Source organism: Flavobacterium gelidicaeli (assembly GCF_013294005.1).
In the GTDB taxonomy this organism is placed as follows: Bacteria; Bacteroidota; Bacteroidia; order Flavobacteriales; family Flavobacteriaceae; genus Flavobacterium.
In genome coordinates, this window is sequence record NZ_JABSNK010000001.1 from 566,601 (window position 1) to 588,216 (window position 21,616).

Annotated in this window: 19 protein-coding genes; 8 read left to right on the top strand and 11 right to left on the bottom strand. The window is 32.7% G+C overall.

Going from position 1 to position 21,616, the window contains the following annotated elements:
• Positions 1–33: 33 nt before the first annotated feature.
• The 5 genes from HNP99_RS02540 (at position 34) to HNP99_RS02560 (ending at position 5,127) form a co-directional block, all read left to right on the top strand.
• Positions 34–3,147 carry an Eco57I restriction-modification methylase domain-containing protein gene (locus HNP99_RS02540; RefSeq protein WP_173850937.1) on the top strand — a complete coding sequence of 1,038 codons (3,114 nt, stop codon included), beginning with the start codon at positions 34–36 and terminating at the stop codon, positions 3,145–3,147.
• A 25-nt stretch (positions 3,148–3,172) separates the two neighbouring features.
• Entirely contained in the window at positions 3,173–3,505 is a 333-nt protein-coding gene (locus tag HNP99_RS02545) for a virulence RhuM family protein (protein WP_173850939.1), read from the top strand.
• A 120-nt stretch (positions 3,506–3,625) separates the two neighbouring features.
• Positions 3,626–4,198: a hypothetical protein gene (locus HNP99_RS02550; RefSeq protein WP_173850941.1), complete on the top strand. Its 573-nt coding sequence runs from the start codon at positions 3,626–3,628 to the stop codon at positions 4,196–4,198.
• 3 nt (positions 4,199–4,201) lie between these two features.
• The gene (locus tag HNP99_RS02555; protein ID WP_173850943.1) at positions 4,202–4,699 is read left to right on the top strand and encodes a helix-turn-helix domain-containing protein; all 498 of its coding nucleotides are present in this window, start codon (positions 4,202–4,204) and stop codon (positions 4,697–4,699) included.
• The gene (locus HNP99_RS02560; protein ID WP_173850946.1) at positions 4,699–5,127 is read left to right on the top strand and encodes a hypothetical protein; all 429 of its coding nucleotides are present in this window, start codon (positions 4,699–4,701) and stop codon (positions 5,125–5,127) included. The genes HNP99_RS02555 and HNP99_RS02560 overlap by 1 nt, the downstream gene beginning before the upstream one ends.
• Before the next feature lie 93 nt (positions 5,128–5,220).
• Here the strand turns inward: HNP99_RS02560 and HNP99_RS02565 are convergent, their stop codons facing one another.
• The 6 genes from HNP99_RS02565 to HNP99_RS02590 form a co-directional block, all read right to left on the bottom strand.
• The gene (locus HNP99_RS02565; protein ID WP_173850948.1) at positions 5,221–5,721 is read right to left on the bottom strand and encodes a GreA/GreB family elongation factor; all 501 of its coding nucleotides are present in this window, start codon (positions 5,719–5,721) and stop codon (positions 5,221–5,223) included.
• A gap of 315 nt (positions 5,722–6,036) precedes the next feature.
• Positions 6,037–7,539, bottom strand: coding sequence for an aldehyde dehydrogenase family protein (locus HNP99_RS02570; RefSeq protein ID WP_173850950.1), 1,503 nt, complete (start codon positions 7,537–7,539; stop codon positions 6,037–6,039).
• A 203-nt stretch (positions 7,540–7,742) separates the two neighbouring features.
• Positions 7,743–8,582 (bottom strand): helix-turn-helix domain-containing protein, encoded by an 840-nt coding sequence (locus HNP99_RS02575; RefSeq protein ID WP_173850952.1) that lies wholly within the window; start codon positions 8,580–8,582, stop codon positions 7,743–7,745.
• Between the two features lie 27 nt (positions 8,583–8,609).
• The gene (locus HNP99_RS02580; protein WP_173850954.1) at positions 8,610–9,545 is read right to left on the bottom strand and encodes a lipid A deacylase LpxR family protein; all 936 of its coding nucleotides are present in this window, start codon (positions 9,543–9,545) and stop codon (positions 8,610–8,612) included.
• Positions 9,546–10,304 (bottom strand): monofunctional biosynthetic peptidoglycan transglycosylase, encoded by a 759-nt coding sequence (mtgA, locus tag HNP99_RS02585; protein WP_173850956.1) that lies wholly within the window; start codon positions 10,302–10,304, stop codon positions 9,546–9,548.
• Entirely contained in the window at positions 10,304–11,416 is a 1,113-nt protein-coding gene (locus HNP99_RS02590) for an NAD(P)/FAD-dependent oxidoreductase (protein ID WP_173850958.1), read from the bottom strand. Before HNP99_RS02590 ends, mtgA begins: the two co-directional genes overlap by 1 nt.
• A gap of 126 nt (positions 11,417–11,542) precedes the next feature.
• On the opposite strand from HNP99_RS02590, the gene HNP99_RS02595 reads away from it, so the two are divergent.
• From HNP99_RS02595 to HNP99_RS02605, 3 genes are all read left to right on the top strand, one after another.
• Entirely contained in the window at positions 11,543–13,444 is a 1,902-nt protein-coding gene (locus HNP99_RS02595) for a S9 family peptidase (protein ID WP_173850960.1), read from the top strand.
• A gap of 84 nt (positions 13,445–13,528) precedes the next feature.
• Positions 13,529–14,725: a C1 family peptidase gene (locus HNP99_RS02600; RefSeq protein WP_173850962.1), complete on the top strand. Its 1,197-nt coding sequence runs from the start codon at positions 13,529–13,531 to the stop codon at positions 14,723–14,725.
• 116 nt (positions 14,726–14,841) lie between these two features.
• The gene (locus HNP99_RS02605) at positions 14,842–17,277 is read left to right on the top strand and encodes a hybrid sensor histidine kinase/response regulator (RefSeq protein WP_173850964.1); all 2,436 of its coding nucleotides are present in this window, start codon (positions 14,842–14,844) and stop codon (positions 17,275–17,277) included.
• Here the strand turns inward: HNP99_RS02605 and HNP99_RS02610 are convergent.
• The 5 genes from HNP99_RS02610 to accC all read right to left on the bottom strand — a co-directional run bounded on the left by HNP99_RS02610 (position 17,270) and on the right by accC (position 21,569).
• Positions 17,270–18,601: a sigma-54-dependent transcriptional regulator gene (locus HNP99_RS02610; protein WP_173850966.1), complete on the bottom strand. Its 1,332-nt coding sequence runs from the start codon at positions 18,599–18,601 to the stop codon at positions 17,270–17,272. The genes HNP99_RS02605 and HNP99_RS02610 overlap by 8 nt on opposite strands.
• Before the next feature lie 279 nt (positions 18,602–18,880).
• A complete protein-coding gene (locus tag HNP99_RS02615) occupies positions 18,881–19,177 on the bottom strand; it encodes a PepSY domain-containing protein (RefSeq protein WP_173850968.1) in 297 nt (98 codons plus the stop codon).
• A gap of 33 nt (positions 19,178–19,210) precedes the next feature.
• Positions 19,211–19,507: a hypothetical protein gene (locus HNP99_RS02620; protein WP_173850970.1), complete on the bottom strand. Its 297-nt coding sequence runs from the start codon at positions 19,505–19,507 to the stop codon at positions 19,211–19,213.
• A 38-nt stretch (positions 19,508–19,545) separates the two neighbouring features.
• On the bottom strand, positions 19,546–19,842 hold the full coding sequence (locus HNP99_RS02625) for a hypothetical protein (RefSeq protein WP_173850972.1): 297 nt from the start codon (positions 19,840–19,842) through the stop codon (positions 19,546–19,548).
• Between the two features lie 380 nt (positions 19,843–20,222).
• Positions 20,223–21,569, bottom strand: a complete 1,347-nt coding sequence (gene accC / locus HNP99_RS02630; protein ID WP_173850974.1) for an acetyl-CoA carboxylase biotin carboxylase subunit — start codon at positions 21,567–21,569, stop codon at positions 20,223–20,225.
• Between the last annotated feature and the right edge of the window lie 47 nt (positions 21,570–21,616).

Here is a 21,616-nt window from a genome sequence, read left to right on the forward strand (position 1 = left end):
TATTTTTAACTATCAAAATCATTCTTCAAATAAATGGCATTATATCAAAAATCAGTTCTTAATAAGCATCTTAAACAATTAGAGCACTCAAAAGTAAGTAAGGCATATAAAAAGTATATCAAGTACTTCTTAAACCCAATTATTCAAGACAACATACGCAATTCGAAAGAAGAGGAATACCAAGGTATTTTTCTAACAGAATTATTTGTCAATGTTTTAGATTATACTTTGAAACCCAATGTCAATTTTGATTTAGTAGCCGAGTATAAAAACCAAACCAATTCTCGAAAAGCGGATGGCGCCATTCTAAAAAATGATGTTGCTGTTGCGGTAATAGAATTGAAGGGAACCAAAACAAAGGATTTAGAAAGCATACGTCAACAAGCATTTGATTACAAAGCCAATCAAAAAGAATGTGTTTATGTAATTACGTCTAATTATGAAAAGCTGCGGTTTTATATCAATGATGCTACCGAGTTTGAAGAGTTTAATTTATTTGATTTAAGTGAACAACGTTTTGAAGTATTGTATTTGTGTTTACAAAAGGACAATGTTTTAAATAACATCCCTTTGCAAGTAAAAGAAGCTTCGATTATAGTTGAAGAACAAATAACCAAGCAGTTCTACAAAGATTATTCTGTTTTTAAGAGAGAATTGTTTAGGGATTTAGTAAAGCGCAATGCTAAGAAATTAAAAAGCACTTTAGATCTTTCTGCTTCTGAAATGGATGAGGAAGCGAAGGCAGAACAATTGCGTCTAGACAAAAACTTGAAACTTACTCTATTCAAGAAATCTCAAAAATTAATAGATCGTTTCTTGTTTATATTTTTTGCTGAAGACAGAGGTTTGCTACCACCAAATAGTACGATCCAAATCCTAAACAAATGGAAAGCGGATGTTGATTTTGGTGACGAAAGACCGCTTTACGATATGTTCAAGCAGTATTTTAAATTTCTTGACACCGGAAGACAAGGAACAACAAATAGAGCTGAGATTTATGCCTACAACGGTGGTTTGTTTAAGGAAGATACACTACTGGACAAATTAGAAATTGACAACGACTTATTATTCAAGCATACGCAAACATTAGCATCATACGATTTTGAAAGTCAAGTGGATGTTAATATACTAGGACATATTTTTGAAAACTCACTTAACGAAATTGAGAGCGTAAATGCCGAAATTGAAGGCGGTGATTTTGATAAACAAACAAGTAAACGTAAAAAAGATGGTGTTTTTTACACCCCAAAATACATTACCAAATACATAGTAGAGAATACGATTGGTAAATTGTGCGACGAAAAGAAAAATGAACTAGGTTTTAAAGAAGAAGAATATTTTAAGGGCAGAAAAAACCGCCAGCAAAATACGATTGTAAAGTTAGTTGAAACTTTAGATGTGTATAGAGAATGGTTGCTACAATTAACCATTTGCGATCCCGCCTGTGGTAGTGGCGCGTTCTTGAACCAAGCGTTAGATTTTTTAATAAAAGAGCACAATTACATAGACGAACTAAAAGCTAAAATTTTAGGAGGAGGTTTGGTCTTTAGTGATATAGAAAATACCATTCTAGAAAATAATATTTTTGGTGTAGACCTTAACGAGGAAAGTGTAGAAATCGCCAAGTTATCGCTGTGGTTACGTACTGCGCAACCACGACGTAAACTGAATAACTTAAACAGTAATATTAAATGTGGAAATAGTTTAATCGAAAGCAAAGCTGTTGCAGGTGACAAAGCCTTTAATTGGAAAGAACAATTTCCTAACGTATTTGAGCAAGGTGGTTTTGATGTGATTATTGGTAATCCGCCATATGTACCCACAGAGTACATAGACGAAATTGATAAAAAGTATTTAGAGAAAAAATATCAATCAGCATTTGGGAGGATAAATTTATATCCAATATTTTATGAAAAAGGAATCTCGATCTTAAATAAGAAAGGCCTTTTAGGATTTGTTACTCCTTACACAATTCTAAAAAATAAATATTACAAAGAAGCTAGAAAATATATTATCGAAAATTCTAAAATCATAGAGCTAATTGACTTTAAAGGTGTTATGGTTTTTCAGGATGCAGCAGTAGATTCTATTATTTTAATTCTTCAAAACATTGTTGAAGAAAATTATATTTTTAAACAAATTTCAAATATTATTTCATTCGAAAGTTTTATTTATACTGAAGATAATTTTAGTGTTTCAAATATATTTAAAAATGAGGATTTATCAATGCTAATTACTGTAAATGATAAATTGATCAAAAAAGTATCGAAAGATACTGTCCAGCTTTCTAAAATCATAAATTTCAATCAAGGTATTATAACAGGGGGTAATAGTAAATATTTAACCGAAGTTCCTTCAGAAGTAACCGAGAAAGTTTTAACAGGAAGTGATTTTAATAGATATAATTTGAAACCAACAAGCCAATTAATTATCTATGATACAAAACTATTACATAGGCCACGTAAGAGAGAAATTTATGAAGTAGCATCAAAAATTTTGTTAAGACAAACTGCATCCTTTCCAATTTGTATGTTAGACAATGAGCAATATTATACTTTAGACACTGTTCATAATGGATTGCTATTAGATAATAATTACGATTTAAAATATGTACTTACACTTTTAAACAGTAAGCTTTTAAAATTTTTATATGAATCTAGTGTGAATGAAGGAGGAAAGGTTTTTGCGCAAGTAAAAATAATGTATGTTGATCCTTTACCTATAAAAAAGGTAAATAAAAACGAACAGATTAGTTTTATAACAAAAGCAGATTTAATACTATCATTGAATGAAAAATTACAAGATAAAAACTCAAAATTCACCAAATACCTAGAATCCAAATTTGCTATTAAAAAACTAACTAGAAAACTTGAAAATTGGTACGGGTTAGAATTTGGAGAATTTGTAAAAGAAATCAGCAAGGCCATTACTGTCATCAACAAAGAAGCCATTAAAAGCGGACAACCTACCATTAAAGAGTTATCCAAACTCGACGAAATGGATTGGATGGAAGTATTTGAAACTAAAAAAGCAGAAGCTCAAACTCTTAAAAAACAAATAGACGCTACTGATCGAGAGATCGATGCCATGGTGTATGAGTTGTATGGTTTAACAGCAGAGGAAATAGCCATCGTAGAGAATAGTTAAAGACAATTGTAAACAAACAAAACAAATGAAACAAAACGAGCAAAATATCATTATTTACAACACACAAGATGGTAAATCAGCCGTAAGTTTATATTCTAAAGATGGTACTATTTGGATGAACCAAAACCAATTAGCAGAACTTTTTGACACCTCAATTCCTAATATTAGTATGCACATCAAAAACATACTGAAAGAAGGTGAGTTACATCAAAATTCAGTTATTAAGGATTACTTAACAACTGCTACAGATGGTAAGAATTATGACGTTATTTTTTATGCCCTAGACATAATCTTAGCAATTGGGTTTAGAGTTCGAAGTAAAAGAAGTAATCAACATAATGTCTCTATAATCTATTGAAATATGCTTTTGAAAATAGTTTAAGCTAGGTCTTTCTTCTTTTAACTGTTGATAAAAAAGTTTCAATATGTTAGATAAATCATATATTTTTACTAAAAAATAAACCTATAAGTTGATTTAATGAAAATAGTCCCTATATTTGTCCAAGAAAGTAAGCGAGAGGGGTTGTTTTCAATTCACTTAGATGGTGAGCTTGAAGATGAAGTAACCAAGTGTATGGAGCAATGGTTGTTAGATCCTCAGTATTTATATGATTTTTTCACTTTACATCAAGACGATTTAAATAGTGGTTATTATGGAAAAGCAATCAGCATACAACAAGCAATTAATTATACTAAAGAAGAAGCTGAAGCATTATTTTACCAACTTGAAAGTTTGGCAGCCTCTGGAACAAAAAAAGGAAGCGACACTCTTTCAAAAGCATTTCATCCTTTACACAATTTAGAATACACACATAAAGAACTGCAACTAGTCAAAGCGAAAACACCAATTAGGAAAAAATGGTTGCGTATGTACGCAATTAAAATTGGACCAAATACATTTCTTGTTACTGGCGGAGCAATAAAGTTAGTGGAAACAATGAAGGAAAGCACACACTTACTCAAAGAAAAACAAAAATTAGAAGACATTAAATATTATCTTATTGAAGAAGGAATTCTAGATCAGGATGATTTTGAAGTGTATGAAATTTAATATATGGAACTAAACGAAAGATTAGACAAATTTGAAAAATTAGTAAGCGACAAGCCTTCTAATTTCCTTTCAAAGTTGGCTCAATACAAAGCCAATAAAAAATGGATAGATCACTCATTCAATGTTGCGACAACTGTTCTAGAGGCATTGAAACACAAAGGAATGTCTCAAAAAGATCTAGCAAAAAAAATGAATGTTTCTGCACAACAAGTGAATAAGATCATCAAAGGAAAACAAAATCTAACCTTTGAGACCGTTGGAAAATTGGAAGATGCTTTGGGAATTTCGTTGATGGAGATTATAAGTTATAATCCAGTAAGCGAAATAAAAATAAATGCAACTCAAGTTAGATCAGTTGAAAAAACATTAACCAATGAGTTAATTAATAATGATGTAGCCGATTTTACTTTTTCAGATAATTTCAGACAAAAAAAGGGAGTCCAAATGAATGTAGTTTACAATAATTTTACTCAAGCAATCAAATACCCAAAAGTAGGATAATGGCAGATAATAACGTAAGCCTTACTTTTAACTTAGTTAAAATAAGAACAGATCAGTTTGCTTTGTTTGAAGAAAACCATCTTGACAAGGGCAATGTAAACCTTAGTACAAATATGTCTTTTGGCTTGAATGTAGAAGAGGAAGCTTTTTCAGTAAGTTTAAAATTTACATTTGAGATGAAGAAAAAGCCATTTATGGCGACGCAAGTGACTTGCTTTTTTAATATTGAAAAGGCTACTTGGGAAAGTTTACAATCAAATGATAAAATTATTCTTCCAAAAGGTTTTGTCGCACACATGGCCATGTTAACAGTAGGTACGGCACGAGGTATATTGCATTCAAAAACTGAAGGAACCATCTTTAATAAATATATCTTACCTACTCTAAACGTAGCGGAAATGGTTCCCGAAGATGTAGTTTTTGATTAATCAAATCATTGCTTTCTTTAACAGATGATCTTTGTTCTATAAATAATGTTTCTAGCCTAGAAACACTATGTAATATAAACTATGGTATTACTTTCAATACTCAATACCCAAAATCTTAAACTCCCTATCTTCTGTAGCTAATTTCAACACGGCTACAGCACCTACTTTTTTATTAATTAAGATTCTTGCTATGGGTGAGATAAACGAAATCTTGCCTTTGGCGATATTCGCTTCGTCTACTCCTACTATCTGGTACTTTTGAATCTTTTTATCGGAGCCTATTTGCATGTTTATGAGGGCACCAAATCGTATTTCGTCATGCGGTTGCTTGCTTAAGTCAACCACTTTTGCTGTGGCGATTCTTTGATTCAGCAATTGTATTTTGGCATTTATATAATTTACTGCAATGCGCCTTTCGTTTTCATCTGTGTTTGCTACTGTTTCTATTTCGTGTAACAACGTTTCTTTTTCCAGAAGTAATTCGTCCATTCCGTTTTGCGTTACGTAGTTCACCATTCCGTCAGGTAAATCAGCTCTGGGTGGAACCATTGGAATTTCTTCTTGGTCGTTTTCTTTTACAAATCCTCTGCTCATATTTTCTATTTTTCTACTACTAGTATCGCTCCGTTCAATGTATTTGTGGTTAATTTAACAACAAGAACAACATTCGATAACTACTAGTTTTTCATTATTAATTTTATCTATCAACCTCAGCATAACTTAATGATTATCAAATTAAATTAGCGTATTAGCCTATAATACTAAGTTACAAAATATCCTTTTTTTGACTGCAACACTGGCGCAATCTTTAAGAAAACTTTAGCGGTTTATAGCCGTAAAACAAAAATAGTTGCAACAAAAAAACCCCGGAATATCCGGGGTTTTAAAATGTATCTGAGTTCTTTTAGATTAAAAGAAACCCATTGGTTTTTTATCGTATGAGATCAACATGTTTTTTACAACACGGTAATGGTCTAACGCCATTTTGTGATTCTCACGTCCAAAACCTGACTCTTTTACTCCACCAAATGGTGCGTGCGCTGGGTAAGTGTGGTATTGATTTACCCATACTCTACCTGCTTGAATAGCACGTGGCACTTGGTATAATTCATGTGCATCACGAGACCAAACTCCTGCTCCTAATCCGTAAGGAGTATCGTTTGCGATTTCGATTGCTTCTTCAGTAGTACTGAATGTAGTTAATGCTACAACTGGTCCAAAAATCTCTTCTTGGAAGATACGCATTTTGTTATTTCCTTTAAGAACTGTAGGTTGGATATAGTACCCCTCAGAAAGTTCTCCTTCATAGTTTCCTGCTCCACCACCAGCAATTACTTCAGCACCTTCTTCTTTACCAATGTTGATATAGTTAAGGATTTTTTCGTATTGTGGTTTAGATACTTGAGAACCAATCATTGTCTCTGGATCCAAAGGATTTCCTGTTTTGATTGCTTTTAGTCTCACTTTCATTTTTTCGATAAAAAGATCAACGATGTCTTCATGTACTAAAATTCTTGTTGGAGCTGTACAAATTTCCCCTTGATTTAAAGCAAACATTAACGCTCCTTCGATTGATTTACTAAAGAAATCATCATCATGAGCTGCTACAGATGGGAAGAAAATATTAGGTGATTTACCTCCTAATTCCATTGTTACGGGAATAATGTTTTCGGCTGCATTGTGGTATACTTTCTGTCCTGTTGCTGTTGAACCTGTAAAAGATAATTTAGCAATTCTTTTTGAAGTTGCTAGTGCTTGACCTGCTTCTGCACCAAAACCTGTTACAATGTTTAAAACTCCTGGAGGCAATAAGTCTCCAATTAATTCCATTAACATGATCACACTTGTAGGTGTTTGTTCCGCTGGTTTTACCACTGCAGTACATCCTGCAGCTAATGCCGGTGCTACTTTCCAAGCTAACATTAACATTGGGAAATTCCATGGAATGATTTCTCCCACTACTCCAATAGGCTCGTGTATAACGATACTCACTGTGTTTTTATCATGCTCAGCGATTGATCCTTCGTCTGCACGAATTACTCCTGCAAAATAACGGAAGTGATCTACACAGTAAGGAATATCTGCTGCACGTGATTCACGAATAGGTTTTCCGTTGTCAATTGTTTCTAGTGTTGCTAAGTATTCTGCGTTATCTTCCATCACTTGCGCGATTTTCAATAAGGCGTTGCTACGCTCTGTTGCTGATGAAGTACTCCATGACGGAAAAGCTTCGTGTGCAGCATCTAGTGCTAAGTCTATATCTTCTTGTGTTGAACGTGCTGCTTGCGTAAATACTTTACCATCTACTGGTGAAATATTATCAAAATATTGTCCTTTAACTGGATCAACAAATTTACCTCCAATAAAATTTCCGTATCTTTCTTTAAAGTCCGGTTTTGTTACATTTGCCATATCTGTTTGTATTTAATTTGTTATAATCGTTTTAAAAACGCTTTGTTTTAATTACAAGGCAAAGGTATCAATACACAAAACCAATTTAATTACCAATACGGTTCAAAAACTTATGAAAACAGTCCAAAAAGTCCAACTAAGCTACTTTTTATTCGAATAAAATTAGTATTTAATTGTTTTTCAGTGCTTTAAAAATAATCGCGCTATTGCAAAATATCCACTGGACTTATTCCAAATTTATTTTTGAAGGCTATACTAAAGTTAGACAGGTTGTTATAACCCGCGTCTAAATAAATGTCTGAAGGTTTTAAGACTCCTTCTTGCAATAAATCTTTGGCTCTTTGAAGACGCTTGTCTTGCAACCACTTTCCAGGTGCTTCTTTATATTCTAAGGTAAAATGACGCTTGAAGGTAGACAAACTCATATTGCATAAAAACGCAATCTCTTCTAGTTTTAGGTTCGAATAAACGTTACTCTCTATCACATTTTTAAATGGCGAAACTTCATTAGAGATCAAAGAATGTAAGAAATCTTCAAATGCCCCTTTGTACTTCGCCAAAAGGTACAGCATGATTTCCTCAAATTTTATCTCTAATAAATTAGCACTATACGCTGAATTATCCAGATGAAGAATAGAAAGCGAATTCAAGAACGACCCTATATAATCATCATTCTCTATAACAAAGTAGGCTACCTCGTTTGTGTACGGCTGTGTATTTTTAGTATGCTTTTTTAAAAATTTTAAAAGTTGGTGTTCTGAAAAAAAGAACAGCTTGCAGTAATAAATCGTTTCTGTGTCTAATAATTCAGTCCACAACCAGTTTCCCTTTTTTAATAGTAGCGATTGCTGGCTGTTGACCGCAATTGAAGTATCCCCAAAATGGACCTGCTTCTTCCCTACTTGCAAAAAGCTGAACATGTTCATGCTCAAGTTTACTTTGCTTTTTACAACATCACTCGTCATTTTAAAATCATACACGAGTAAGCCTTCATTTACTTCTTTCTCTTTTATATAGATTTCAGGAATATTTTCTATTGGCATGAATTCTTATTTAATTAGGATCTTAAATTACTTTAGCAAATACGAAACTCCAATAGAGCCGTAAAAATAGCCCGAATTTGTAGGATGATGCAATTCGCGACCGCGATACATAAAAACATACGAAAGGTTGAGTTTGTTTTTTCTGTATTTAAAACCCGCTTCTCCATTGAAACGTAAAGGCACTAACTTAAATGTAACTGGACTATTATCATTAAAAAGGCTACCTTGAATGGTGGCGTCATACAGTTGATAATTAATACTAGGTGCAATATAAAAGTAAAATTCACTTTCAGCACTACCTACAGCGCCACCGTATAAATTAGAATTATAAACGGGAGCCAACTTTTTAAAACCTATTCTACTAACAAAACCAGTAGTAACTCCAGTGAAAATCGTCCCTAAACTTGCTTCTGATCGAAAATGAAAATCAACAAAATCACTTTTTACACTTGAAAAAAGCTTTTTTGAAAATAAAAAATGTGTTTGAATCGCAAGTGCATTCTGAATTTGATATTCCCAACCAAATACTTCTTTATATCCCACTAAATCGTGAAAGGATTTTTGAGTTTCTTGCCCAAAAGCATTTTGACCTAAATAGCCTAAACGCAAATCCATTTTTAAAACCGACTCGTTTTTATAAAAAAAGGTTTTTCCAAACTCTCCAAAAAGATAACCCGCATACGGCCTATCCATTATTTCTTTCTCAGGCGTATTTATAAATCTTGGCGTATAAATATATTGCCCTACTCTAAACTCGGTTGTTTTTTTATGGATTTTAGAATTTTGGTTTTTAGATACATATTTATAAAAAAGCTCTAAGCCATTTGTATAATACATATCATACTTAGACGACGTGTACAAATCATTATCGGTTATAATTCCGAATTCAGACCCACTATTTTGACTCCAAACTTGAGCAGTTAAGAGAAAAAATAATATAATATAACTGTTTTTAAAACCCATCTAATAATTGATTTTACCTACTGTTCTCATGACACGCATTATCTTCTTTTTTCTATTATTAATATAACTAGAAGAACTTGTGGCTGTAAATCGTCTTGGACTTGGTAAAATTGCAGCTATTCCTGCAGCTTGTATTGGTGTTAAATTAGCCGCATCTTTTCGGTACCAATGTTGAGCCGCTGCTTGGGCACCATAAACACCATCCCCCATTTCTATACTATTCAAATAAACTTCCATGATGCGCTCTTTACCCCAAATGAGCTCAATTAAAACTGTAAAATAAGCTTCGAGCCCTTTACGTAAATAACTACGACCTTGCCATAGAAAAACGTTTTTTGCTGTTTGTTGTGAAATCGTACTCCCGCCTTTAATTTTTCGACCACGTGAGTTGCTTTTATAAGCTTTTTGCATGGCTCCAAAATCAAAACCATTGTGTGACAAAAACATTCCGTCCTCGCTCGCAATAACCGCTTTTTGTAAATTAATAGAAATATTTTCTAGAGGCTCCCAGTCATGGCTGCATATTGCTTCCTTATCTGCTTTTTTATGTTCAATTGCCCGTATAGCCATCAATGGAGTAAAAGGAACAGGAACAAATTTATAAAGAACTACAAAAAACAATGACACTGCTATAAAGTAAAGCACTATTTTAAAAATAAACTTCATTACTTTACTCATAAAACTCCCCTCATTTTTCTTTGTAGTTTTTTTAATTGGTTTCTTTTTGATGTTCTTTGTTGGTGTAGTTTTTATCCCCATTATATTAAATCTGCTAATTCTTTTCCTATTAAACTTCCTATTGCCACTCCCATTCCTCCTAATCGCACACCGCAATAAACATTTTCAGACAATTGTGAGACAATAGGATTTTTACTGTTTCCAATTCCCATGATACCGCTCCATCTGTGTGCAACTTTAAAATCTTGGTTTGGCAAAATTACTTCTTTTAATAACTGTTCCAATTTATTTTGAATAATTTCCGTTTGCGCAAATTCAGTTGTAGTTTCAGTATCAAAATCCAAGTTTCTACCGCCACCCAATAGTATTTTATCGCCTATATTTCTAAAATAATAATAGCCACGATCTAAATGGAAAGTGCCTTTTATGTCTAAATTCGCTATAGGATCCGTAATTAAAACTTGCGCTCTTGCTGGTTTGACAGCCCCGTTTGTAATTTGGCTCGAAAAACCATTCGTTGCAAACAACACTTTTTTTGAAATAAAACTAAAATCTCCTAAAACAACTTCTACACCATTTCCTTTTTCTAGAAATGAAGTAACCGCTTGTTGATTTAATATCAAAATATTTTCTGCGTAAGCGTTTTTCAACAATGCTTGCATCATATTTCCAGTATCAATTTGCGCTTCAAACGGATTAAAAATTAAATATTCATGAATCCCTTTAAAATCAAAACGATCAACTTCTTTTGCAAAAACAGCGGTCTTAAATAAGGGCTTTAAAATCTCATTTATAAAAGGCAACTTGCTCATACATTCCGTGTAAGAGCTTTCATCTTTGTTTAAAAAAAGCTCATAACCTCCATATGGTTTGAAATCTATCACAGCATCACCTAATCTTTTTCTTAACAACTGTAATCCTTGCCAACGTTTTTCAATAAGAGAAACTACCTCTTGTTCAGTATGTGATTTTAGATCCTCTATAATTTCTGACAGGCTTCCAAAACAAGCAAAACCAGCATTTTTAGTACTCGCTCCATGTGGTAACATCCCTTTTTCAAGAACTAGAATTTTACTATCTGGAAATCTTTCGCGCAAGCGCAATGCAGCATGTAAACCTACAATTCCGCTTCCTACAACTGTATAATCAACATTAGAAAACCAATTTTTTAACTCCCAATAGCTTAGTTGCATGCTTTAATTTTTTATAAAAATAATATTTTAAATGAATAAAATAACATTTAGAAATAGTTAACAAAATCTCCCACTCCATTTTAGAATAAAATTGTACTTTTAAAATCCAAAAATAATTTTATTTTCATGAAAAAAATTCTTCTTACAACACTAACAATGATGAGTTTAAGCGCAATTAGCCAAAACGTTATGTCTCCAGAATTACTCTGGAAATTAGGGAGGGTATCTCCTTTAGGCATTTCAAAAGACAGTAAAAATATCGTTTATAAGGTAACCACTCCTTCTATTGAAGAGAATAAATCTTCTTCAAAATACTATACCGTTCCCGTAAATGGTGGAAATGCAACCGAAGTAAAAGACTATGAAGGTCTGGTTGCCGACAAAAATATTTCGCCCGACTCCAAATACCTAGTTTATAATGAAGAGGTAAAAATCAACAACGTTAACGGAAAAGATTTTTATCCCGAATTAGAAAAATCAGAAGTACAAATTTATGATGGCTTAGATTACCGTCATTGGGATACTTGGAATGAAGGTAAATTCAACCACGTATTTTACAAAGAAACAAAAACCGATGCAACCGGAATTGATATTTTAAAAGGCGAAGCATACGATAGTCCGCAAAAACCCTTTGGAGGTGACGAAGATTACATTTGGTCACCAGATAGTAAAAGTATTTTTTATGTATCAAAGAAAAAAGCAGGAACTCAATATGCCATTTCTACCAATACAAATATTTTTGAATACAATCTTGAAACAGGAAAAACAGTAAATAGAACTGAAGAAAACCTAGGTTATGATACTGCGCCACAATTTTCGCCTTCTGGAAATCTTACTTATTTACAAATGAAACGTGACGGGTATGAAGCGGATAAAAATGACATAATTGTTGATTTTAAAGGCATAAAAATGAACCTCACTGCAAACTGGGACGGAACTGTAGATAGTTTTAAATGGAGTATTGATGGTAAAAAAATCTATTTTATTGCTGCAGTTGACGGAACAAAACAATTATTTGAAGTAAATTTTCCTGGATTGACAAAAATAGCCATCATGGTAAATCAAGTCACTAACGGTGATTTTGATGTAAATGAAATTATTGGTTTCTCAGGTAACAATGTTCTAGTAACAAGAGGCGACATGAATCATGCTGCTGAGATTTTTTCATATGATCTAAAGAAAAATACTTGGAAACAAATCACGAATGTAAATACTGAAGTTTACAGCTCTTTGGCGTTAAGCAAAACCGAAAGAAGATATATAACAACTACCGATGGTAAAAAAATGCTAGTTTGGGTGATTTTACCTCCTAATTTTGATGCAACAAAAAAATACCCTACACTTTTATATTGTCAAGGTGGACCACAAAGTGCTTTGACACAATTTTATTCTTTCCGTTGGAATTTTCAATTAATGGCAGCAAACGGGTATATTGTTGTAGCACCTAACCGTCGTGGAATGCCAGGACACGGAGTAGAATGGAATGAAGCAATCAGTAAAGATTGGGGTGGCCAGGTAATGGACGATTATTTATCAGCAATTGATGATGTAAGCAAAGAAAGCTATGTTGACAAAAGCCGTTTAGGATGTGTAGGTGCTAGTTATGGTGGTTATTCTGCATTTTATTTAGCCGGAATTCACAACAACCGTTTCAAGACATTTATCGCTCACGATGGTGTTTTTAATACGCAAAGTATGTTTGGTACTACTGAAGAAGTTTTCTTTAACAACTGGGATTTTGGTGGTGCTTACTGGGAAAAAGACAATGCGGTTGCTCAAAAAACATATACTATTTTTAACCCAATTTCATTAGTGGATAAATGGAATACTCCTATTTTAATTATCCAAGGAGGTAAGGATTTTAGAGTACCAATAGGGCAAGGACAAGAAGCATTTCAAGCAGCACAATTGCGTGGTATAAAAAGTAGATTTTTATATTTTCCAGAAGAAAACCACTGGGTTTTAAAACCACAAAATGCACAAGTATGGCAAAAAGAATTCTTTAAATGGCTAAAAGAAACATTGTAGTACACTATGAAATGTTAAAGTCAAGCCGATAATGTAACAATATTGGCTTTTGTTAAACCAATAATAAAATTTAAATAACAATACATGTATAAATTTCCAATAAAAAACTTGTTCATCGCATCAGCATTGGTGTTAAGTATGAGCACTGTTTCAGCACAAGACGGATTAGTAAATTCCTTAAAAGTAAACATCAGCGCAAAAAGTGCTGAAAGCTTCAATTTTACAGATGTTATCAATCTTGCAAACACTTCAGTAAAGAATCAAGGTTCATCAGGAACTTGCTGGAGCTACTCTACTAATTCTTATTTAGAGTCGGAAATGATTCGACAAGGAAAACAACCCGTTGAACTTTCACAAGTTTTTTCGGCACGTAATGCTTATGTTGAAAAAGGTAAAAATTATGTGCGCATGCATGGAGCCGTAACGTTAGGAGACGGAGGAGAATTACATGATGTAACAAACATGTTTAGAAAATACGGAGCGGTACCCCAATCAGTGTATAGCGGATTAAATTACGGTACTACAAAAAATAAATTTGCTGAAATGTCAGGTATCACCGAAGCATTATTAGCAGCGGTTGTAAAAAATCCAAATGGCGAACTTACTCCAAATTGGGAAAAAGCATACGCAGCAGTTATCGATTCTTACTTAGGAGAAGTTCCGAAAAACTTTGATTATAAAGGAAAAAATTATACCCCACAAACTTTTGCTAAAGAAGTAGTTGGTATTAATCCTGATGAATATGTTGAGTTTGCTTCTTATTCAACTGAGCCTTACTATGCTAAAACAATGATGATGGTTCCTGACAACTGGTCATTTGATTTAGTCTACAACGTAAAAATGAATGACATGACTGCAATTATTGATAACGCATTAAAAAGCGGTTTTACTGTGGCGTGGGCATCTGATGTTAGTGAAAAAAGTTTTAGCTGGAAAAACGGTGTTGCTTATGTTCCTACTAAAAAGTTTGAAGACATGACAACAGACGAAAAAGAAAACATGTTCAATGGCCCTAAACCAGAATTAGAAATCACTGAAGAATTGCGTCAAAAAGCTTTTGACAACTACCAAACTACAGATGATCACGCGATGCACATTGTAGGACTTGCCAAAGACCAAACTGGAAAAGAATATTATATTGTTAAAAACTCTTGGGGAGCTACAAATGATTACAAAGGGTATTTATATGTGACTAAAAATTTTGTTAAATACAAAACAACTTCTTTTATGGTAAACAAAGCAGGAATTCCTTCTGACATTTCTAAAAAATTAGGCGTTTAAGTTAATTGAAACACTACTTCCTTAATCATTAAGTGATAAAGCAGTAGCAATCGAATAAGCCTTAAATACTTAAAAAAATAATACAATTTAAATCTACCCCGCACTAATTTAAAAAAATGGGAAATAAGAGCAGTAATATTCCTGTAAAAGTTTTCATTAGTTATCTTGTCCTAGCGGCATTAGTGATTAGTGTGGGATGGATTTTATATTCAGAAAATGTTGTTTATACCAATATTGAAAAAAAGATTGCCTTTGAAAAAAGCAAAGTTTTAAAGATTACAAAGCTCTTCACAAATGTTTATAAAACAGAAGGTTTAGCTCGAAAGACAATTCAAACAAATTCAGAAGAAGATTTTAAGAACTACATCGTTCAATCGGATTCATTGTTGATAAGAGTAGATTCTTTAAAAAAATTAGTTTCTACCAACTATCAAATTCAATTATTAGATAGTGTCAATATTTTACTCTCTGAAAAAAACAATAACATTAGGCAACTAAAAGCCATAAAGAGTAAAGAAAGTGATGAAGCCTCTGTCAATAACGCTATTGACGAACTTACAAAATTAGAGTTTTCATTGCGAAAACTAGAATTGAGAGATTTCACTAAAAACCCCAAACAATTAGGTAGTTATCAACGTAATGTTTTACAAAAATATGTGGATTATCTTAATCAGAATATTCCTGATGACAGTACCAATACACTAACAAAAAAAGCTACTGACTCCATTTTATCAGCTTCAAAAAGACTCCTTAGTAAGGTAAAGAAAGAAGCGGAAAAAAAGAAAGAATCTGTAAATCTTCAAGAGAACAAACTGCTTAAAAACGAGATTTTAATTTCAGAACAGCTACGTAAAGTACTCCGAATTATTGAGCGAGAAATCATTGTTTATTCGGTTCAAAATAATACTGAAAAGGAAAAATCGCTTAAAAAAATCAATCAAATTGTAACTGCTGCTGCTGCAATAGGTCTGTTATTGACGATTTTCTTTTCTATTTTGATTACCAGTGATTTTTCTAAAACACAATCTTATAAAAAGCAACTAGAAATTGCTAATTTCAAAACTAAAAATTTATTAAAAAGTAGAGAGCATTTAATCTCGACCGTTAGCCATGATTTAAAAACACCGCTAAGCACCATCATGGGTTATACCGAACTTTTGTCAACTTCTAGCTTAACAAAAAAACAAGATTATTATACTCAAAACATAAGAAATTCTTCTGAATATATTTCGCGATTAGTGCAAGATTTACTAGAGTTTTCACAAATTGAAGCTGGAAAAATTGCTATCGAAAAAATAAGTTTTTTACTTCCTCAAACCATTGATGAGATTGCAAAAAACATACAATCTGTTTTCACGGAGAAAGACATTGTACTAACAGTAACAGCCGATCACGCTTTAGAAAAACCGATTATTGGTGATCCTTTTCGATTAAAACAAGTCCTCATTAATTTGATAGGGAATGCTTATAAATTCACCGAAAATGGCCATATAAAAATTAATGCTGCTGTTAAACAAAATAATGCCCAGCTTGTTATAACCATTGAGGATTCCGGAATAGGTATTGAAGCTGATAGTCAAGAATTGGTTTTTGAAGAATTTGCTCAAGCCAACGAAAACATTGAAAAAGAATATGGCGGAACTGGTTTAGGCCTAGCTATTTCTAAAAGAATAATTGCCATACTAGGCGGTGAACTACGTTTAAAAGAAAGCTCAAACCAAGGAAGCACATTTGAAATAACTTTGCCTTTATATTATGGATCTGAAATTCCTGAAATAGAAGAAGACGAAGTCATTAAAACTAGCAACAGTAGTACTGATAAAACTATAATTGTAGTTGATGATGACAAGGATTTATTAACGTTGAGTACGGAAGTCTTGAAACAAAAAGGCTATACTGTTTTGGCTTACAACAATGCTCAAGAAGCATTAAAAACAGTTCAAAACACTCCATTTGATTTAATCATTAGCGATATTCAAATGCCTATTATGGATGGTTTTGCTTTCGCAAAAGCGATACAAGAAACTCAAATCTATAACAACCAACCCATCGTAGCCGTTACAGGTCGCAGCGATTTAGACCTAAGCGTCTATGAAGAAGCGGGGTTTACTACAGTTATTAAAAAACCATTTTCAACCAAGACGCTTTTAGCAACGATAGAAGCAATATTCAATAAACAAGAAATCCCCTTTCAAGACGAAAGTAAAATAATAAAAAACGCTACTGAATTATTTACTATTGCCTCTTTAGAATCCTTTTTAGGAAATGATAATGAAGCCGTAAAAAGTATTTTATTCTCTTTTATAGAATCAACAGCAAGTAATATTATAATTCTAAAGGAAGCGATAAACACAAGTGATTTTGTAACCGTAAAAGCTACAGCACATAAAATGGCGCCTATGTTCAAACAAATAGAAGCCACAAAAATAGCTCTAGTATTAAACGACATAGAATCGAACGATTACGACAAAAAAACTTTAGAAAAGCTATTTAAAAATGTGAAAAAAGATATTGATTTATTGATCGCAGCAATCAAAAGTACTATTAATTAAGATCGTACAATTTCAATTTATTATATAATGTTTTACGCGTGATTTTGAGCAATTTTGCAGCTTCGGACTTATTGTTATTTGTTCTATCTAATGCATTTAGAATCGCTTCTTTTTCATTTACCGATAAAGAAAAATCTCCGTTAGTACTTGTTGTTTTTTGAAAAAATTCAACAGGCAAAACATTACTTTCTATAAAATCAGTTTGTGTCAATAACGTTGCCCTTTTAACACAATTTTGAAGTTCACGTAGGTTTCCGGGCCATGGATATTTTTGAAAAATGGCAACTACTTCTGGTGAAAAACCTAGTACATCTTTGTTTAATTGGTCGTTTGCTTTTTGAAGAAAAAATTCTGCAAACACCATCAAATCTTCCTCACGCTCTGAAAGTGCAGGCGAGTGAATAGAAAACTCATTGATTCTATGGTACAAATCTTCTCTAAAATCGCCGTTTTTAACCGCTTCTCTTAAATCTTCATTTGTAGCTGTTAGAATTCGGATATCCACTTTTATCTCCTTGTTACTTCCTACTGGTTTAATCTTGCGTTCTTGTAAAGCCCTTAATAACTGAATTTGGTTTTCGTAGGATAAATTACCTATCTCATCTAGAAAAACTGTCCCGCCATTTGCTGCTTCAAAATAACCAATCTTATCAGAAATCGCTCCAGTAAACGAACCTTTTAAATGTCCGAAAAACTCACTTGCAGCCAATTCTTTTGGAATTGCACCACAATCTACCGCGATGAAATTATTATCCTTACGAAGGCTTTGTTGGTGAATACTCTTAGCGATGATTTCTTTTCCGGTTCCGCTTTCGCCAATAATTAGCACAGACATATCAGTGGGGCTTACTAATTTAATATATTCTGCTAATTTAATTGAAGCTTTAGATATCCCTTTAACATATTCCTCATCAGAGTTTGACTTGGGTTTAGGTATTTTCTTTTCTATTGGAGTAGCAACACTTGAAGATTGTAGTGCATTTGTAATAACAATTAGCACTTCATCAGGGTTAAATGGTTTTGAAATATAATCCGAAGCACCGTTTTTTATTGCTTTTACAGCAGTATTAACATCAGAATATCCCGTCATTAGAATTACAGGAACATTAGGAAATGTCGCTTTTATTTCCGTCATCAATCCTATCCCATCATCATCAGGCAAACGCAAATCAGTTAGAACCAAATCAAAATTTTCCTTTTTCACAGCACTTCTTGCTTCTGCAGCAGAAAATGAAGTAGTTACGGTATAATTATTTTTAGTTAGAAATTTTTCTAATAGTTTGCAGAATGAAATATCATCTTCAATTAATAAAATCTTTGGCATTATTTGGCTACATTTTAGGCTAAAATAACATTAATAAAATGGTCTTTTCATAAAATTTTGCAAAAAAAAAGAGAAGTTACTTGATGTAACTTCTCTTAATCAAAACCAAATCTAATCTATTACCAAATATTTATTATACAGTAGCCATCGACACCTGCAGAAACAGTAGCCTTCTGACCTTGTATTATAATTTAAACGCATTCTCATAGTTTCCCCAAACACTTAGAATACGCTATTTTTTAAATTAGTATTACAATTAAGATTTTGATTTTTAGTGTTTTATTTTTTCAAAATTGCACCAGTAGCATCCGTAAAGACTGTTACATCTTGACCCGCATTTTTAATTTCAATCTTGTACTCTTTATCTTCATTCATATATGCTTTAGTAATTGTAGCATCTGGATATGCCGCTTTTAAAGCATCAACTACAGTTGCAGGTAATTCTTCAATTTGAATTTGTGTAAATTCATTTGCAATTAAAATCGATGTTTCTACTGAATTCTGAACAGGCGCGATTGCTGCAAAAGTGCATAAACTCCCTAAAAAAATCGCTACTGATAATACTAACTTTTTCATAATATGTGTTTTTGTTTATTATTAATTTATTCTTTATTTCTGAATCCAATTTCCATTCTCATCAGCAAACAAAGAACCCTCTTGATCTCCTGTTTTTATATCTAGTCGATATTCTTTATTCTCATTAACAAATGCTTTATTGATTATTGCATCTGGATAAGCAACTTTCAAAGCATCTGTAACTGCAGCTGGCAATTCTTCAATTTTAATTTCTGTAAATTCATCAGCAATATTAATTGTAGAAATTACTGAATTTTGAATTGGTGCTACAGCAGCGAATGTTGATAAACTTCCTAAAATAACTGCTAAAGATAATACTAACTTTTTCATAATCTATATGTTTTATAATTTCTTGTTTAATTGTTGTTTTATTTTTGAATCCATTTTCCGTTTTCGTCAGCAAAAACAGACCCTTGTTTATCACCTAATTTAATATCTAATTGATATTCTTTATTTTCATTTACATAAGCTTTATTAATCACAGCATCTGGATAAGCTGTTTTTAATGCATCAGTAACTGCTGTTGGAACTTCTTCAATTTTGATCTCGGTAAACTCATCTGCAATAGTGATTACTTTTTCAACTGAATTTGGAACCGATGTGATAGCAGCAAAAGTTGATAAACTTCCTAAAAGAACTGCTGTTGATAATATTAATTTTTTCATGACATGTGTTTTAATGGTTATTGTATCGTTGTTTTACACTTTAGACAAAGAAATTATTATGCCGCGAAATTCACAAAGAAAAACTTAACATCAATATGTTAATTATCAGATACTTAATAAGTATCATGCATTTTTATAATCAATAAAAAGTGTAACATTAAAAATTAAATGGGGTATTTTTTACTCATATATTACCAAAAAAACATATAATTTAATCCAAACAAATTTTATCACATCAAGAGCAGTTGAAATGCAATCGTGCTTTTCGACTCCATTCGAACTAACAAATGGGCTATTATAAATAGATAGCTATATCAAAAAATAGCACATAAAAAAAGCCGTACATTGCTGTACGGCTTTTTAAAAAATATTGTAATCAATTATTCTTTTGGTAACATTTTAAAGGTATCCATGAAGGCAGTTGTATAATCGCCTTCAATATATTTAGGATCATCCATTAATTGTCTGTGAAACGGAATAGTTGTTTTAATTCCTTCAATAACAAATTCGTCTAGCGCTCTTCTCATTTTGCTAATTGCTTCTTCTCTAGTTTGAGCAGTAGTAATTAATTTAGCAATCATAGAATCATAATTAGGCGGAATAGTATATCCTGAATACACATGTGTATCTAAACGCACACCGTGACCACCAGGCATATGAAGTGTAGTAATTTTTCCTGGAGATGGGCGGAAGTCATTATATGGGTCTTCTGCATTAATACGACATTCAATAGCGTGTAATTCTGGTAAATAGTTTTTACCTGAAATAGGCACTCCAGCAGCAACCAATATTTGTTCACGAATTAAATCATAATCAATTACTTGTTCTGTGATTGGGTGCTCCACTTGAATACGCGTATTCATTTCCATGAAATAGAAATTACGGTGTTTATCAACTAAGAATTCAACTGTACCAGCACCTTCATATTTAATATATTCAGCTGCTTTTACTGCTGCTTCACCCATTTTCAAACGCAATTCGTCTGTCATGAATGGTGAAGGTGTTTCTTCGGTTAATTTTTGGTGACGTCTTTGAACAGAACAGTCTCTCTCAGAAAGATGACAAGCTCTACCGTAGGAATCTCCAATCACTTGAATTTCAATATGGCGCGGTTCTTCGATTAATTTTTCAAGATACATTCCGTCATTACCAAAAGCAGCAGCAGACTCTTGACGAGCACTCTCCCACGCTTTAAGTAAATCCTCTTCTTTCCAAACGGCACGCATTCCTTTTCCACCACCACCAGCAGTTGCTTTAAGCATTACTGGAAAACCGAACTCTTTAGAAAGTTGTAATGCTTGTTCATAAGATTCTAAAATCCCAACAGAACCAGGTACACAAGGCACACCAGCTTCAATCATAGTTGATTTAGCCGAAGCTTTATCACCCATTCTATCAATCATTTCTGGAGAGGCTCCAATAAATTTGATTCCGTGTTCTTGACAAATTTTAGAAAATTTTGAATTTTCAGATAAGAATCCATAACCTGGATGTATAGCATCTGCATTTGTAATTTCTGCAGCAGCAATAATATTTGACATCTTTAAATATGACAAGTTACTTGGAGGAGGTCCTATACAAACCGCTTCATCTGCAAACCTAACGTGTAAACTTTCTGCATCAGCAGTAGAGTAAACCGCTACGGTCTTAATGCCCATTTCTTTACAAGTTCTAATTACACGAAGTGCAATTTCTCCTCTATTGGCAATTAATATTTTTTTAAACATCTTGCTTTAAATTTAAATTATGAATTTTAAATTTTAAATTATTTCAA